The organism is Ruminococcus turbiniformis (assembly GCF_020687545.1).
Lineage (GTDB): Bacteria > Bacillota > Clostridia > Lachnospirales > Lachnospiraceae > Mediterraneibacter > Mediterraneibacter turbiniformis.
Map to the genome: position 1 here is coordinate 1 of NZ_JAJEQX010000027.1, position 15106 is coordinate 15106.

A 15106-nucleotide genomic window follows, 5' to 3' on the forward strand; every position below is an offset into this window, starting at 1 on the left:
AACAAAGCTGAAGTTCTTTTTCTATAAAAATTTCTTCATCTGTTAAGTGAAAGTAGGAAATATCAAAAATATCAGCAACTATGCAGCATTGACCGCAGTGAAGTGAATTATCATGAATAATTCAGGTCTATTTTTTGTACCATTAGAAGTATCAATCCTTGTTCTACATTTCTTATTGCTACTAGACTTTCGTAAAGATGTTCTGTTTTGCTTTTTCAATTTTTTATTCATTTTTTGAAGTTTTTTATATGCATCTTGAAACTTTTTTTTCTTTTCATCTGTCAATCCAATTTTGGAGTAATAATAAATATTCATCCACTGCTCGGCCGTGATTAACGTATATGAATTTGAAAGACTAATTCTATTGGCTTTTCCCAATCTTTTGATTTGCTCATTAGAAAATAAAATAGAAAGTCTCTCTTTAGCAGTCTCTCCTTTAATATTAGTGTAAAAAAAAGCCACTAAATCTTTATAATTTTGAAGATCATCACCACTCAATCTATCATCCCATAACTGCATATGAAGCATAACTGTATCAACATTAGGCGAAGGAAAAAAATCGCTCCTTTTAAAACTATGTGTAATTTCTACCTTATATTGTGCCTTTATTATAGCAGCACGAAAACCTTCATATTTTTGTAATGGAATACCGCAATTCTTTTTAGCTGCCTCTCTTTGAATTATGATATTTATATCTGATGGTGGATTTACATCGTCTGTTAATTTCCTAATAATATCCGCTGTTATCTGAAAAGGAATATTGGAGAATATTTTATATCTGCGATTTAAAGGCAACTTATATTTTAAAAAATCACCAAATATATATGTAACATTATCATGACTGTGATATCTTACTAAATTATTATATAATTCTTGATCATATTCAACTGCAACAACCTCTCCAGCATGCTGAGAAAGTACATCTGTTATTATCCCTTTTCCAGGACCAATTTCAATAACATAATCTGTTACATCAATATTTGACTTGCTTATTAAACGTTCTACCAACTTTTTATTAACCAAAAAATTTTGTGAATATCCAAGATTTTTCATCTAATCGCACCTCATTCTCTATTTATTTTCATAACTATATACGAGTAAGCCCTAACGTTGCATAAAAAACAGCCCCTGTAAAACGATATATAAGTAAAGTGCGCCAATAACCTATTCTTTCAAACACGATGAATGACCATTGTAATTTCTTAAAAAATGTACAATTACTTTAAAATATTATATATCTGATCTTTACCTGAATCATTTGCTCACTATTGTTGTATCTATTTTCTTGCATAGACCATTTTTTTTGGGCACATACCAGTCTCACGGAACGACTGTTGCACATTTTCTAAAACATAGAAGACAAAATATTTTTACTCTATAGAATTCTTTCAAAAAATATAATTACTATTTGTCGATGGCTTTATTATACTATGACCGCTTACTTATGGGAATAGATGAATTGTAAACTTGCTGGTGAAAATCGCTAATGACAGTCGGTGTTCGTTCTTTGCTTATCGGTCAAAGCGAAATTTGAACAGCGCGGCGATTAGCTTCTGTTTTATATGTTCCTCAACCTCGGCGCTGACTTTCCCGTGTACTTTGGAACAGTATCGGATATATCCGACGTAGTGGGAAAGAACGGTGTCGATTGCGTCCGGGTCGCCCTCATGCGCCTTGACGATTGTTTCATAGGGGAGAAGTTTACTCATAGCGTTTTCCCTCCATGAGCCGCCGGAGCCGCTTCAAGGCAAGCTGGATATGCCGCCCTGCTGTGCTGCGTGTCCGTCCGATATGTACGCCGATCACCCGCTGCGGCTGGCGCAGGAAATAGTAACGGAAAATTTCTTCCTGTGTCTGCTCTGGCAAAAGGGCAAGGGCGGCGGCGAGTTCCGCATGGTACAGAACGGCGGTCTGGCCGCAGGCGGTAAAAAGATATTCTTCAAGCTGCTCCGGCTCGGCAAGCTGGACAAACTTCTCATTCATCAGATAGTCAAGGGAAACTTCCCGTTCCCACCTCCGGCGCAGCTTCAAAATTATATCTATGGCGGCGTGACGAATGACAACCTTGCAAAAGGCGTTAAAGGTGTACTGGATATGCACTTTGTAGGCTTCATCTTCGGTCATGGAAATTCCCCCTCTCTGATAATAGTGCGGGGCGGCAGCACTCCTTGCTGTCGCCCCTTGATTGCCTACCAGCAAAGGCGGGCGGGGCTGTCAACGGCGGCGCGGTACGCGCCGTTCATCTTGACCGTTGACTGGCTCGGCTGGCTTTGCTATGACAATATAGTTATTTCCAGTGCTTTAATTGCGAAAGGTACAAATCAAACTGATTACGTCTGGTTTCTTCATCTGCGTTATCGGGATTTGGCATATTCGCAACCAGATAATCCAATAAAGATTCCTTGGATTGATATGCAAATTTCCCATTAGCATAGCACCATTTACAATAGTCCTCGTTATAGCTTCCGTCTGGTTCTCGGCTAATCAGACCATCTTCATTCAATGGCATTCCGCAACACTGACAAACAAGTTGCCGTGGAGAACCCAGAAGCGTATTGATTGACACATCAAAAACTCGTGATAACAGTTTTAAGGTATCTGTATTTGGCTGCGTTTCGCCTGTTTCCCAGCGACTAACCGCCTGTCGGGTAACTTGCACACGTTCAGCCAGTTGTTCTTGCGTAAGGTTGTTTTTCTCGCGTAAATTTTTAAGAATACCTTGTATTTCCATGCCCGTCCCTCCTAAAGGTTGTTTTTACTCATTATAACTTCAAAATGGGGTTTTAACAAGCAACTCGCTGTTGCTGCGGAATAGTGGGCTGCTGTCTATCAATTCTTATGTGTTACTTTATGGCACATGAGCATTCGCACCGGGGTTGTCGTTGCCGTAACCTTCCAGCAGGTTGATGACACCCCAGATGCCGAGACCAGCGCCCAGAGCGATAACGAGGGTCTGAAGAACGGTGATAGCCTGATTGAAAAATGCCATAAATTATAGTTAGCCGGAATCATTTGAAAAGTTTGATTTAGTCATTCATAGGCATACAAAAGCCGGAACAATCGGCACCCGGTTTCCGGGGCCTGATTCCGGCTGTCCTCCTTTTTTCATTATTTTTTGGTGATTGTCCACTTTGTACGCCGATGGCCCCATCCGGGGCGGTTGAGGCGGGTAGATAAGATCACTCCTTTCACAGCGGAACAGATTTACACGCCCTCTGCGTCTACTTCATACACATCGTAGACCTCGTTGGGCTTGAGCTTGAGCCGGGTGGACAGGAACGCCTCGATGTCAAAGGCGTTCTTGGGGTCCGCGTCGGCGGTGTACGGGTAATTGGGGTGCTTGGTGATGTCGTACTTGTCCGAGAGGAAAGGCCGCACACCGCGCAGCTGGAGGATACACTTGCCGCCGTCCATGACGGCCAGTTCATCCTGGCTCATAAGCTCTTTGCCGAGCTTTTGGTAGTTAAGAGAATGGGATGTCTCGCGGCCCCGGCTCTCGCCGGTGTTGTAGGTGTCGATGGTCTCCTTGCCCAGCACGGCGGCCAGCTCCTTGAGGGTTGTCGGCTCTTTGCCGCCCAGGAAGATGGAGGTATCCATGTTGCCGATGATGGTATCGGCGTTGTCCTTGTAGATAGCTTTGAGCTGGGACTGTGCTTGCAGCACCAGGCAGGCGGAAATCTCACGGCTTCGGATGGTGGCAACCAGCTTTTCCAGCCGAGGGATCTGTCCAATATTGGCGGCCTCGTCAATGAGGCACCGCACATGGACCGGCAGCCGCCCGCCGTACACATCGTCCGCTTTTTCGCAGAGCAGATTGAACAGCTGGGTGTAGCACATGGAGATCAGGAAGTTAAAGCTATCGTCCGTGTCGCTCATAATCAAGAACAAGGCGGTTTTCCGGTCTCCCAGGGTATCCAGCTCCAGCTCGTCGTAGGCCGTGACCTCCCGCAGCTCCGCGATGTCGAACACGGCAAGGCGCGCACCGCAGGAAATCAGGATGGATTTTGCGGTTTTGCCCGCAGCCAGCTTGTACTTTTTGTACTGACGGACGGCGAAGTGGTTGGGCTTCTCTGCCTCCAGCGCGTCAAACATCAGGTCCACGGAGTTCTTGAACTCCTCGTCATCCTCCCGGACCTCCATCGCGTTGATGAACTCGATGAGGGTGGAGAAATTCTGTTCCTCCACCGGGGCCTCGTAGTGGATATACCCAATGAGGGCGCAGTACAAAAGCGTCTCGGCCTTAACCCAAAAATCGTCCCCGGCCTTGCCCTCGCCCTTGGTGTTGGCGATCAGCGTCGTGACCAGTTTCAAGATGTCCTTTTCGGAGTGGATGTAGGCAAAGGGATTATAGTGCATGGACTTCTTGAAGTTGATGGTATTGAGGACTTTGATCCGATAAGGCTCATAGATGTCCTTGCCGTGCTTATCCTTCATGGGCTTGCCGTCCTTGCCCAGCTTGGGTGTGCCGCGCTGAAGCATTTTGCCGCACTCCACCAGGATGGTGCCTTTTGGGTCTGTCACCACATAGGAGCTGTGCATCTGCATCAGGTTCGGTTTCAGCCAGAAGCGGGTCTTGCCGGAACCGGAGCCACCGATCACCAGCACATTTTTGTTTCTGGCGGTCTTGGGGTCCTTGGGGCGGCTGTTCATGGTCAGGCTCTCGGTTTTAGTCAGAATCACATTGTTCTGGAACACCGGGTCGATGTAGGGTGCGATGTCCTCATGGGTGCCCCATGAAGCGTTTTGTCAAGTGCTTTTTTGAGTTATTGACGCAAATTCTTGTGAAAGTGCGAAAGTGCAAAGTGCAAAGGGTCTGCGTTTTGCACTTTCAGCTTGCGGGTTCGGGTGGCTGCTTCTTCTTGATGAAGTTATACCATTGACCGCCGACACGCCTTGCGCCTAAAATACCGCCCATGTTGCGCTTGGCGTTCTGTACCGTCCTCTCGGATATTCCGGCTTCGGCTGCGGCCTTTACAATGTCCTCGCTGGCAAGTTCTTTCCCGTCTGCAAGCAGGTCAAGTATCAGCTTCTCGGCTTGCTCGGTCTTGGTGGCGGTGTTCCCGCCCGCGCCGGATAGCAGCTCGTCGGCGGTTATGTCATATTCGCCTATCCATGAAAAGCCTGTTTCCGGGTCAAGGCAAAAGGCAACGGGCTTGCCCTCCGGCGCAAGGGAAGATTTGTCATGGACGATAACGCGCACATTCGGCTCCCGCTTCACGCGCCCGATCAGCAGGACGCTCCTTGCTGCGGCGCGGAAGTCAATAGAACCTAAGCCCCGGTATGCGCTCTGTCCTCCGGCGGCTTTGTTCAAGTGTCCGATAAGGATAACGGCGCACCCGGTACGCTCGGCAACATCGGCAAGGCGGCGGAACATGGGGCGCACTTCGTTTGCCCTGTTCATGTCGGTCTTTTCGCCCATGTACGCCTGTATGGGGTCAAGGATAATCAACCGCGCCCCGTTCTGCGTGATTGCCTTTTCTATGCGCTCGTCGGAGAGGGTAAGCTCCCGTTTGGCTTCATCAATCACAAGCACGCGGTCAAGGTCGGCTTCGGCTTCTATCAAGCGGGGCTTGACGGTATCGCCCAGCCCGTCCTCGGCGGTCTGGTAAATCACTTGGAATGGCGGCAAGGGCTTCATTCCCGGCAGCGTTCCCCCGGTGGTGCAGGCGGCGGCAAGGCGTAGGGCAAAGGTGGTCTTGCCCTCGCCGGGGTTGCCTTGCACAATGGTTACTTTCCCAAAAGGGATATACGGCTCCCATAGCCATTCAACGGTCTGTGTGTCAACCTCGCTCATGCGGATAATCTCGACGGTTTCTTCCTGCGGCGGTTCTTTCAATCCGTAAACCGCTTCCCGGATATACTTCCCGTCTGTGATTTCTGCCCGGTGCTGCAATACCTCGTTCCAGTCCTTGTAAAGCGGCACAAGGCGGTGGACGGTCAAGCCCTCCGGCACAAGCTCCGCAAGGCGGCTGCAAGCGTCGTTTCCGGCTTGGTCGCTGTCAAGGCAGAGGTAAACGGTCTTGATGTTCGGGCGGTCAGAGAGGAAACGCAACAGGGCTTTTTCTCCCACGCCGCCCAATGACAAATAGCTCTGCTTCTGCCACGCCTTTTTGAACAGGCAGAGGAAAGAGAGCAGGTCAACGGGGGCTTCAAAGACAAAAAGCCTGTCACCCTCGCCTCGGTAGCAGAAATTAAAGGCTTTGTCGCTGCCTTTCACATCAAGCCGGAAGTTTCCCGCCGTTCCCTTGCTGTGGGCGTAGCGCGGTATTTCGTCCTCGTCCCGCCCCACAAATACGGCGTTGTGGTGGGCTGCGTCCTCATAAATATCGCCGCGGGCAAAGAAAAAGCCCGTCACATCTTCATCAATGCGGCGGGCTGCTGTAAGGTAGTTCCTCGCTGTTCGGTTGTCGCTGTTTGGGGGTGGTAGCCGAAAGTCGGAAAGGGACGTGGGGCAAGGTCTGTCCGGCGGCGGTGCGGCTCCCTTTTCTCCTGTGAGAAGTTCCACGGCTTCGGTGAAGCTCTTGCCGAAAAACTCCATGACAAAATCAATGGGGCCGCCGCCCTTGCTCTGGCTGTGGCGATACCACTTGTTGCCCCGGACGGTCAAGCTGTCGTGCCGTTTCCAGCGGTATTCATTCCCGGCGCGGGTAAGCTGCTCGCCCTGTGATTGCAGGAAAGAAACAAGGTCGGCTTGGTTCGCCCGGTTTATCTGTTCTTGGGTGTAGTACAAAAATCTCAACTCCTTTCATCGTTCTAAGTCGTGCTGCTTGGTGCGGGTCTGCTCCGGCTGGTCGGCTTTCAGCGCAATATCAACGCACTTGCGGATATTGTGCAGCTCGGCAACCTCGGCGCGGGTTTCTTTCAGCTTGGTATATTCCGCTGTTCTCTGCCCGCTGAGGGTGGCGTACTCTTTTTCCCATTCAGCGATAGGCAAGCTCTTTGTCCCTTTCGGCAGATTTGCATGGAGATAGCGGCTCGCTGCGTTCCATAGCGTAAGCTCGGCGCGGTGGGCTTCCTCGTACTTGTCGCGCTTGCTCGTCCAGCCATTTTTCAGCTTTTTCAGCTCGTCGTGAATGGGCTTGTACTCGGTGTAGTTCTTCCCGTATTCAATCAGCTTTTGTAATTCTTTCATGCGCTTCTCGGCGGTTTTCATGCCCGCCCGGATAGCGTCGGCTTGGTCGCTGACAGAGGAAAGGGTAGCGTCCAGCTCCGCAAGGGTGGAAATGCCATGCTCGGAAAGATAGCCTACTGCCTTTGCAACGGTTTTCAGTTCATCGGCGGCGTGCTGCCTTTGCCAACTTTGCGAATACTTCCGGCTCTTTTCTCTCTGAACGCTCAAATACTTCATCAGCAGATTTGCAAGGCCGGGGGATTGTTGCGGCTGTTCCGGGGCGGTTTCCCACGCTTTGAACAGGTCGGCAATCCATTCTTTGAGCTTTCCAATCTGCGCTCGGATTTCCCGTATAAGGCGGTTTGCCTTTTGGATATTCCGGTTCAGTTCGCCTTTCTCGGTGGCAATACCTTTCTTCTCCATCTGGCAAGCCGCCACGCCCATGTGGACGGTGGGTATCTCGCCAATGCCGCGCTCGGCGTTGCTGCGGTGGTCGATACGCTCCGGGCTTCCGGCTCGTTCAAGGTAGGCGTTTGAAATATCCGCCCATGCCTTACGCCACAAGAGGGCGTTGCCCTTGTCGTTCCAGCCGGTCAGGTCAACTTTGTGCGTCTTGTATCTGCCGCTTGGCAAGCGGATACGCTCGCCGTTTTCATCAAGGTCATATTCCTTTTGGGACTTTGCCGCCCATGCGCCGCGCTCGTCAAGGGGGCGCATGGTAAGCATGATGTGACAATGGGGATTGCCCTTGCCGGTGTCGTGAATGGCATAATCAACGCACATTCCTCTGGAAACAAATTGAGAGGAACAGTATTCCCGGACAAGCCGGATCTGTTCCTCTCTGGATAACTCTATGGGGAGCGCCGCGTCAATCTCTCTGGCAAGCTGGGCGTTCCCGGCTTTCTCGTAAAGCCCCACGCTGTTCCACAAGGTTGAACGGTCAGAGAAAGAGGGCGGGGCGTGGGGTGGCAGCATAATTTCCGTATGGACAACACCGCCTTTGCGGGTGTAGTCGTGTGTCATTCCGTCCCACTCATTTGTCAGCTTTTCGCCGCTTCGGTAGGCGGCTGCGGCAACGGCTGATTTGCCCTTGCCCCGGCTGACAATGCTGATATTACAATGATAGATGGCTATGGGTATCACCTCCCGGATAAAATGAAAACCCGCAAAAATGGTACAGACGCCAAAGGCGGGTATACTGTTTTTGTGGGTGTGCAGGGATAGCCGCGTAAGCGGCGCAAGGGGTGCAGCCCCTTGTTGCGGCAAAGCCGCCAATGTCGGTCAGAGAGGGAAGCAAGCGGCTTTCTCTCTGTGCCGACAAGCCCTCGGCAGAGCGCACGCACCCGTAAGGGTGTATAAGTGCGCCCTTTGTACCAAAGGGATTATTCGCTTTTCCCGCCCTCGGTGCGTTTTTTCAGATAGCCCCGCGCTTCCTCGCTCGTCAGGGCAAGCCGGAGAAAGGCGGCGGCTTCTTCGTCGGTCATGGTCTTTGCTTCTGGCACAATGCTCTCAAAGACCGCACCCCGGACGATCAGCCGATGGCTGCGCGTCCTGCGTTCCTCTTGGGATAACTTTTGCCGCAACACCTTTTCCCGATTTTCAAGCTGCCGGATTTTCTTCTTCCCGTCCTCAATCTCGGCTTGCAATTCCTCGCGTTTTTTTCTCTCGGTTTCGTCATGGGTGGTCACTCCTTTCTACCTGTCGGCACAGAAAAAGGACAGTCGATTTCCTCGGCTGTCCTTTTGATTAGGGTGTTTGGTTTACTCCGTTCTGCTCAATAAATGGGAATATTAAATATCAATACGCCCTTTAATACATTCCTATTAAAACATCAGCTTCGATTGTCAAATGTGTGAGAGTACGCCAATCAACGCAATCTTTTTCAACGCAAAAGAGAAGCGGCGTCATTTCAATAAACGACATTCTTTGTTCTGATGACAACTGTACGGTGGCTGAAACCGTTTCTCTTGAAATGGTTTTAAGATATTTCTCAAAATATTCAACGACAGACTCATTTGAATAATCTGGATTTTTCAAGTGTGCTTGCACTTTAGTCCTGATTTCCCTCAAATGATTTTTCGTAGGAATTACTTTCACAACATATCCGTTAGGAGATAGCAATCGCTGAAATTCTTTGTAGTGTGCAGGCGAAAATATGTCTAAAATACAATCCATACTTCCGTCTTTCAAAGGGATTTTTGATAAGTCAGTAACAAACCACTTCACTGCTTTGCGCTTGTCTTTTTTTGATGCAATCTGTATTGCCTCCCTTGACAAGTCAAAGGCAAAGATGTTTCGTTCTGTTCTTTGCTGTATCTGCCTTGCATAGAAACCCTCGCCGCAACCAACATCTAAAATGTTTCTTATAGATGGCGTATCAGAAATAAACTGTATGATTTTCTCCAACACAACATCATACATGCCATACTCCAAAATTTGGTGCCGGTTGTCAAAAGACCGCTTGCTGTAGTTGGTTTTGGGCGATGATTTTAACAACAAATTTACATACCCATATCTTGAAATATCAAAGCAATGTCCATGTCTACAAATTAGGCTATTGCCTTGTATATCCATTGATTTTGTGCAAATTGGGCATTGAAAATAAACCTTGCTGTCTGCAAAGCGTGATAAATTATTATTCATTTGTTTTTCCTCCGTAATTACATCTCTGCTTCAATAAGCGAGTTATGCAATACGGATAACCGCAACATAACTCGCGGTTTTATCTTAATCTCATAAATGTAACCATTGTGTTGTCCTCCAATCAATTCCGCAGTATTACTCTGCTTTTAGAAAAAGTATAGCACAAAACTATGAACATTTCAACTCTATTTCAGCCTGTCGGCGACGTTGCTCTCTCTGGCATACCGCCGCGCCGCTTCCCGCCGTTCCTCGCTGTATGGGGCGGTCAGACGGAAAGAGAAGCGGCCTTTCTCAATGTCAAACTCCATGCAGCCCGTTTCCGGGTCTGCGTCGGTCTGGCGGCACACATCGGGGTGCTGCTCGGCATAGGCGGCAAGCCGCTTCTTCAAGTCGGTGTTGTGGGTACGGATATGGATCAACGGGTCTTTCTCATCAAACCAGATGTCTGTGACCTTTTTTTGCTTGGGAAGCCCTGTTCGCATAAACTCTCCTTTCTGCGCCCTCGTTTGGAGAGAGGGGCATTTTTGAGGGAATTTTCCCGGCTCTTGACTTGGGGAAAATGGGGATTTTCAAATAGAAACCGCCCCGGCGAACCATTCTTCGTCCGGGCGGTTCCTATCGCGTGATTTTCGTTTTTTCCGGCTCTTGACCGTCCTGCAAGCTGTCGGCAAGTATCACTTTGAGCAGCTTGTCGCGGAATGTTTCTGTGCCGCTGTGGTTGAAAAACAACTCCGCAACGATGGTCTGTCCGTCCCTCTGTGTCGTGATAACACTGTCGGGGGATTGAGGTGTCCCGTTCTGTTCTGCCATAGGCGGCTCCTTTCTCTGGGTGCAAAAGAGGGATTTCCCGTAGCCCGGAAAATCCCTCTTGGTTGTCAGTATTCGGTTTTACTGTGCGGGTGCTGCGGCGGCTTCCTGTGCCTTTTTCTTTGCCCGGTATTCCCGCGCCTTGATACGGTCATACTCCCGCTGCTTTTCAAGGTTTCGCGCCCGGTACTCCCTTGAATACTGCCGGTGGTAGGCGCGGCTCTTTTTCTTTTTGGCTTCTTCGATTTCCTCCCGCATTTGCCGGATTTCCTGCTCGGTCGGCTCTGCAAGCTGCGTTACTTCGTTCTCAAACCTGCCGATATAGTTGAAATATATGCTGATGTGCTGGATTGCGTATCTCGCCCTTTTCTGGTCGCGCTCATGCACTTCAATCCTGCTGATAAACTCGTTGAGAATGGCGGGGGTGAGGTCGGTAAAGGCGGCATGGCGTTCCGTCAGCTTCAAAAACTTCTGCGCCCGCCCTCCCGCGTTCTCATAAGCGGATAGCTGCTCTTGGAGTCCCGCAAGCTCCGTTTTCAGTGTGTAGTATTCTTCCGAATACTTCTGCGACATTTGCTCATAGCGGTCTTGCGGGATAGTGCCGAGGGCGTTGTCCTCATAGAGCTTATTCAGCACCTTGTCAATCTGTTCAAGGCGTGTCGTGATTTGCGGGATACGTTTCTGCTGTTTCTTGGTCTGGTCGGTCTGCTGCATGGCAAGGCTCTTTTTCACTAAGGCTTCAAACTCCGCCCGGTTGCTGATAGAGTAGTCCTCGATTTTCTTCAGCACTTCCGCGACGGTCTGCATAAGCAAGTCAGCGTCAATGATGTGTGGGGAATGGCACTTGGGGTTTTTGGCTTTCCCCTTGTGGTACTCGCTGCAATAGGCAACGTGCCGCTTGCCGCCGTTTCTGTAATCTATGCGGATGTGCATTTTTGCGCCGCAATCCTTACAGAAAAGCAAGCCCGACAAAGGGTGGATTTCCCCGTCCCCGTTGGGGCGTCTGACGGGCGCGTTTTCCAAAATCCGCTGTGCGGTTTCAAAGTCGGCGCGGTCAATAATCGGCTCATGCACATTTTCGGTTATCTGCCATTGGCTCCGGTCTACATAGTGGTTCCGCTTGTCCCGGAAATGCTTTGTAGTCTTGAAGTTGACTACATCGCCGCAATACTCCTGCCGCGTAAGGATATGGGTCAAGGTGGCTTTGTTCCACTTGTAGCGGTTATCCTCATTGAGCGCCTTGTTTTTACACGTTCCCCGTCCCCGGTCTTTCATGTAGAAAGTGGGGGTAGGGATTTGCTCGTTTTTCAGATATACGGCGATTTGGTTGCGGTTCTTCCCGCCGATAAACAAACGGAAAATAAGGCGCACAACCTCGGCGGCTTCCTCGTCGATTATCCAAAAATCCTTGTTGTCCGGGTCTTTGACATAGCCATAGGGGGCTTCGGTGGCAATCGGCTTTCCGCTCATGCCTTTGGTCTTAATGCCCGTTTTCACTTTCTTGCTGATGTCCTTTGCGTACCACTCCGACATGATGTTGATAAAGGGCGCAAACTCCAATGTGTCGGGCTTCTCGCTGTCAATGCCGTTGTTGACCGCGATAAAACGCACGTTGTTCCGTCTGAATATCTCCATAGCGTTGCCGACTTGGAGATAGTCGCGCCCCCAGCGGGTAAGGTCTTTCATAATGCAAACGCCGATTTTCCCGTTTTCAACGTCCTCCATCATGCGGGAGTAGGCAGAACGGTCAAAAAATCTGCCGCTTTCATCGTCGTCGATGTAGTGCCGGATATTCGTCAGCCGCTGCCCTCTGGCGTAGTTCTCCAAAAAGATTTTCTGGTTCTGTATGCTGTTGCTCTCGCCGCCGTCCCTGTCCTCGTCCCCTACGGAAAGACGGGAGTAAAGGGCTGTGATTTTGTTGTAATCATTCATGTGCATAACCTCCTGTGCGTCCATATAGGCTTCCTTTACACTTAAAATTATGCACTCCAGCGGGCGCTGCCATACTCCATACCGTGCCGGTACTTCTTGGCGTTCTTGCTTTTGAGATACACGGCCAATCGCAGGCCAGCGCCGCAGCACAGCCCCACCAGCAGGTCCAAAGGGTGCAGGCTGGGCCACCAGCTGGCCAGCGCCACCGGCAGCGTGGAGAAGAACGAAAGCATTTTTGCCGAAGCGTCCGCACCCACGGCCATCCGCCATCCTTCACCGAAGTTGGTTGCGAACAGCCCCATCAGGATATAGGGCATATTCAGCAAAAGGAGCTTTTTGATGTCAAGTTGCTTTTTCATCTTCATCGTTCCAGCTCCTTCCGCTTGTTCCGGTCCACAACGGCGTGTTTCACCAGCTCTTTGAACTGGCTCAGCTTTGCCAGCACGGACGGACGCTCTGTTTTCTGCGCCTTTCTGACCTTCTTGCCGGTGTACTCGGTAAAGGCAGCGGTCAGGGCATCCGCATCGCGGCCTTTGAAAAAGATCAGGTACTTGGGCGGGGAGCTGCTGCGGTCCTTCTTCACCGCATAGTCAACGCCGTATTTCCGGGCGATCTTTTCAAACTCCTTGATGGAGGGGTCGGTGATCTCGATGTTGGAAACGCCCTGATTCTGGCCGATCAGCTGCTTCACCGTCTGTTTGCCGTGGGGAATCACGGGGGTATCCCGGCTTTTCTGCTTTTGCAGCTTCTTTTCCTTGCGGTGGGCAAGGTACTTGGTGATGGCGGCCTTAAACAGCCGCCCGGTAAACTTTGTTCCGCTGACTACCAGCGTCAAAGTCCTGTTTTCCACTTCCTCCTGCATAGGTCATCGCCTCCTTTCCACGGATTTTGCAGGGGTGGCGCTTGATACTAAGGCGGGACCACCAGCCGCCGCAGCAGGTATTTCATCATGGCAGGCTCCTTTCAACGCAGCTGATCGGAGCGGTCATAGTACAGATGTCCCTGGCGCACCTTGGCATGGCTGAGAATCTTGATGTGGCCCTTTTCCTGGTTCTCCAGGCTTTTCTGGTATCCGGCCTCCGTCAGAAACAGGCGGGTCCGTTCGCCTTTCCAGCCCACCGGCGAATCGTGGGTCAGCACATCGAAGATAATCATGTGCCGGGTGTCCTCGGCAAACCGCTCCAAATCCATGTACTCATGGCCGTGGTAGTTCTGCGCCCCGGCCTTGAGCCGCATTTCCTCCATCAGCTGGCCCACGGTCTTACGCTCAGGCATGGCGCGCACCTCCTTTCCCGCGTCCCTGGCCTTTCACAGTCAGGATACCGTCCAGGGTGGTAGCGGTGATCCGCAGGCGCTCAGCGGTGGCGATGTCATTCTTCACGGTCTCGTCGATGCCGTGGCCGCAGACCACCAGCACATGGGACCGGCGCAGATAGTCTCGCACCATATCCAGCCCGTCCTTGTGTTCCTGGGGAATCTCGTCCTTGAGGAAGGTGGACAAGAACAGAACCGGGCAGATGGGCGAATACCCGGCGTCGTACACCTGGCGGCAGTAGGTGGCAGCGTTCTCGGCGTTCTCATACTGGTTGTTGCTCCAGGGAGCCGTAATGTAGGCAAGAGGTCGTTTCATGGCAAAATCCTTTCTCCCGGTATTGCCGGGCAACAGAAAAGCGGCTGTTTACCAGCCGCCTGTGTTCATATCGTGATTGACTTGTACGGTGTAGTGATTGCTGATCGTGGTGGGCGCGTTGAACAGCACTGCAAGCAAATACTGTTTCATATTGCGGACCTCCGTGGTGTTTTTCTGCATACCGTCCATGACAAATCGGATATGCTCGCTATCCAGCTTCAAGAACCGGGAGCGCACGACTTCATGGGGAAAGTCGCTGCCAGCGATCCGAGTGGTTTTACGTTTGGCACAAACGGTCTCCACCATCAGCTCCACAATCTCGTCCAGGTCCTCACGGTAGGTCGAAAACTCTCTGCACAGATAGTCATACTCGATGTTCTCCAGAATCAATTCCCGATAATTTTCTATCTCTGAGACAGACATCGCATCCCTTCCTTTCCGTTCCGGCAGCTGTGCTGCCGCTGTTTCCCGGAAGGGAATGGAATCGGTACTTGCTCCATGAGTATTTTGTTTTTGAGTATTTGGTTTCTCTATATTTAATTCTGCGGGCTTTTCCGTATCCGGTTTATCCAGATACGGGTTTTCCGTATCTGGTGAAGCCGTATCTGGTACAGCCGTATCCGGCCTTGGCGTTTCTGGCTGCCTGGGCTGGGGTTTCTCATAAATCACATACTCGGTGTCGCTGATCCGGCCTTGTTGGTCCCGCAGCTGGTTCCGCACGATGTAACCGGCGGTTTCCAACTCCCGCAGCGCACTGCCGATGGCATCAACGCCCTCCTTGCAGATTTTCGCAAGTCCACGGGTAGTATAGTTCCAGTCATCAGGCAGGGATAACATCATGGAAAGAAGCCCCTTTGCCTTGAGGGATAGTTCGTGGTTCCGCAGGTGATGATTGCTCATCACGGTATAATCTTTGGTCCGTTCAATGCGAAAAACGGCCATTGACTTCACTCCTTTCTAATTTTAGGGCATGAAAAAAGCCA

15 protein-coding genes and 3 pseudogenes are annotated in these 15106 nt (G+C 50.5%); all 18 read right to left on the bottom strand.

The window, feature by feature from the left end:
* Positions 1-78 precede the first annotated feature (78 nt).
* The 18 genes and pseudogenes from erm(52) to LKD70_RS13490 all read right to left on the bottom strand — a co-directional run bounded on the left by erm(52) (position 79) and on the right by LKD70_RS13490 (position 15065).
* Positions 79-1053, bottom strand: coding sequence for a 23S rRNA (adenine(2058)-N(6))-methyltransferase Erm(52) (gene erm(52), locus LKD70_RS13405; RefSeq protein ID WP_227708473.1), 975 nt, complete (start codon positions 1051-1053; stop codon positions 79-81).
* Between the two features lie 458 nt (positions 1054-1511).
* The gene (locus LKD70_RS13410; RefSeq protein WP_002571019.1) at positions 1512-1709 is read right to left on the bottom strand and encodes a helix-turn-helix domain-containing protein; all 198 of its coding nucleotides are present in this window, start codon (positions 1707-1709) and stop codon (positions 1512-1514) included.
* Positions 1702-2124 carry an RNA polymerase sigma factor gene (locus LKD70_RS13415; protein ID WP_002571020.1) on the bottom strand — a complete coding sequence of 141 codons (423 nt, stop codon included), beginning with the start codon at positions 2122-2124 and terminating at the stop codon, positions 1702-1704. The genes LKD70_RS13410 and LKD70_RS13415 overlap by 8 nt, the downstream gene beginning before the upstream one ends.
* 163 nt (positions 2125-2287) lie before the next feature.
* Positions 2288-2731, bottom strand: coding sequence for a zinc ribbon domain-containing protein (locus LKD70_RS13420; RefSeq protein WP_002571021.1), 444 nt, complete (start codon positions 2729-2731; stop codon positions 2288-2290).
* A 129-nt stretch (positions 2732-2860) separates the two neighbouring features.
* Positions 2861-2989 (bottom strand): annotated as a pseudogene (locus LKD70_RS13425) (Maff2 family mobile element protein); the annotation flags it as partial.
* Between the two features lie 215 nt (positions 2990-3204).
* Positions 3205-4743 (bottom strand): annotated as a pseudogene (locus LKD70_RS13430) (VirD4-like conjugal transfer protein, CD1115 family); the annotation flags it as partial.
* 85 nt (positions 4744-4828) lie between these two features.
* A complete protein-coding gene (locus LKD70_RS13435; protein ID WP_227708474.1) occupies positions 4829-6730 on the bottom strand; it encodes an AAA family ATPase in 1902 nt (633 codons plus the stop codon).
* 15 nt (positions 6731-6745) lie between these two features.
* Complete coding sequence (gene mobQ / locus LKD70_RS13440) at positions 6746-8254, bottom strand: MobQ family relaxase (protein ID WP_227708475.1); 1509 nt, start codon at positions 8252-8254, stop codon at positions 6746-6748.
* A 239-nt stretch (positions 8255-8493) separates the two neighbouring features.
* Complete coding sequence (locus tag LKD70_RS13445; protein WP_002584968.1) at positions 8494-8799, bottom strand: DUF3847 domain-containing protein; 306 nt, start codon at positions 8797-8799, stop codon at positions 8494-8496.
* A 121-nt stretch (positions 8800-8920) separates the two neighbouring features.
* Positions 8921-9754, bottom strand: coding sequence for a methyltransferase domain-containing protein (locus LKD70_RS13450; RefSeq protein ID WP_002584969.1), 834 nt, complete (start codon positions 9752-9754; stop codon positions 8921-8923).
* A 185-nt stretch (positions 9755-9939) separates the two neighbouring features.
* Positions 9940-10236 (bottom strand): P-loop NTPase family protein, encoded by a 297-nt coding sequence (locus LKD70_RS13455; protein ID WP_070087571.1) that lies wholly within the window; start codon positions 10234-10236, stop codon positions 9940-9942.
* A 133-nt stretch (positions 10237-10369) separates the two neighbouring features.
* The gene (locus LKD70_RS13460; RefSeq protein ID WP_022030172.1) at positions 10370-10564 is read right to left on the bottom strand and encodes a transposon-encoded TnpW family protein; all 195 of its coding nucleotides are present in this window, start codon (positions 10562-10564) and stop codon (positions 10370-10372) included.
* A gap of 78 nt (positions 10565-10642) precedes the next feature.
* Complete coding sequence (locus LKD70_RS13465; RefSeq protein ID WP_227708476.1) at positions 10643-12517, bottom strand: recombinase family protein; 1875 nt, start codon at positions 12515-12517, stop codon at positions 10643-10645.
* A gap of 32 nt (positions 12518-12549) precedes the next feature.
* Positions 12550-12852: pseudogene (locus LKD70_RS13470) on the bottom strand (VirD4-like conjugal transfer protein, CD1115 family); the annotation flags it as partial.
* 2 nt (positions 12853-12854) lie between these two features.
* Positions 12855-13355, bottom strand: a complete 501-nt coding sequence (locus LKD70_RS13475; protein WP_002576352.1) for a PcfB family protein — start codon at positions 13353-13355, stop codon at positions 12855-12857.
* A 101-nt stretch (positions 13356-13456) separates the two neighbouring features.
* Complete coding sequence (locus LKD70_RS13480; RefSeq protein ID WP_002576353.1) at positions 13457-13768, bottom strand: DUF5720 family protein; 312 nt, start codon at positions 13766-13768, stop codon at positions 13457-13459.
* Positions 13761-14123 carry a DUF7768 domain-containing protein gene (locus tag LKD70_RS13485; protein ID WP_002578791.1) on the bottom strand — a complete coding sequence of 121 codons (363 nt, stop codon included), beginning with the start codon at positions 14121-14123 and terminating at the stop codon, positions 13761-13763. Before LKD70_RS13485 ends, LKD70_RS13480 begins: the two co-directional genes overlap by 8 nt.
* A gap of 48 nt (positions 14124-14171) precedes the next feature.
* Positions 14172-15065: a DUF6017 domain-containing protein gene (locus tag LKD70_RS13490; RefSeq protein ID WP_002576355.1), complete on the bottom strand. Its 894-nt coding sequence runs from the start codon at positions 15063-15065 to the stop codon at positions 14172-14174.
* Between the last annotated feature and the right edge of the window lie 41 nt (positions 15066-15106).

What these genes read in the sequence shown, in the direction of transcription:
- LKD70_RS13460 (WP_022030172.1), bottom strand. Translation starts at nt 10,564, where the DNA reads ATGGCAGAACAGAACGGGACACCTCAATCCCCCGACAGTGTTATCACG.
- LKD70_RS13485 (WP_002578791.1), bottom strand. Translation starts at nt 14,123, where the DNA reads ATGAAACGACCTCTTGCCTACATTACGGCTCCCTGGAGCAACAACCAG.
- LKD70_RS13480 (WP_002576353.1), bottom strand. Translation starts at nt 13,768, where the DNA reads ATGCCTGAGCGTAAGACCGTGGGCCAGCTGATGGAGGAAATGCGGCTC.
- LKD70_RS13490 (WP_002576355.1), bottom strand. Translation starts at nt 15,065, where the DNA reads ATGGCCGTTTTTCGCATTGAACGGACCAAAGATTATACCGTGATGAGC.
- LKD70_RS13415 (WP_002571020.1), bottom strand. Translation starts at nt 2,124, where the DNA reads ATGACCGAAGATGAAGCCTACAAAGTGCATATCCAGTACACCTTTAAC.
- LKD70_RS13475 (WP_002576352.1), bottom strand. Translation starts at nt 13,355, where the DNA reads ATGCAGGAGGAAGTGGAAAACAGGACTTTGACGCTGGTAGTCAGCGGA.
- LKD70_RS13410 (WP_002571019.1), bottom strand. Translation starts at nt 1,709, where the DNA reads ATGAGTAAACTTCTCCCCTATGAAACAATCGTCAAGGCGCATGAGGGC.
- LKD70_RS13455 (WP_070087571.1), bottom strand. Translation starts at nt 10,236, where the DNA reads ATGCGAACAGGGCTTCCCAAGCAAAAAAAGGTCACAGACATCTGGTTT.
- LKD70_RS13420 (WP_002571021.1), bottom strand. Translation starts at nt 2,731, where the DNA reads ATGGAAATACAAGGTATTCTTAAAAATTTACGCGAGAAAAACAACCTT.
- LKD70_RS13450 (WP_002584969.1), bottom strand. Translation starts at nt 9,754, where the DNA reads ATGAATAATAATTTATCACGCTTTGCAGACAGCAAGGTTTATTTTCAA.
- LKD70_RS13465 (WP_227708476.1), bottom strand. Translation starts at nt 12,517, where the DNA reads ATGGACGCACAGGAGGTTATGCACATGAATGATTACAACAAAATCACA.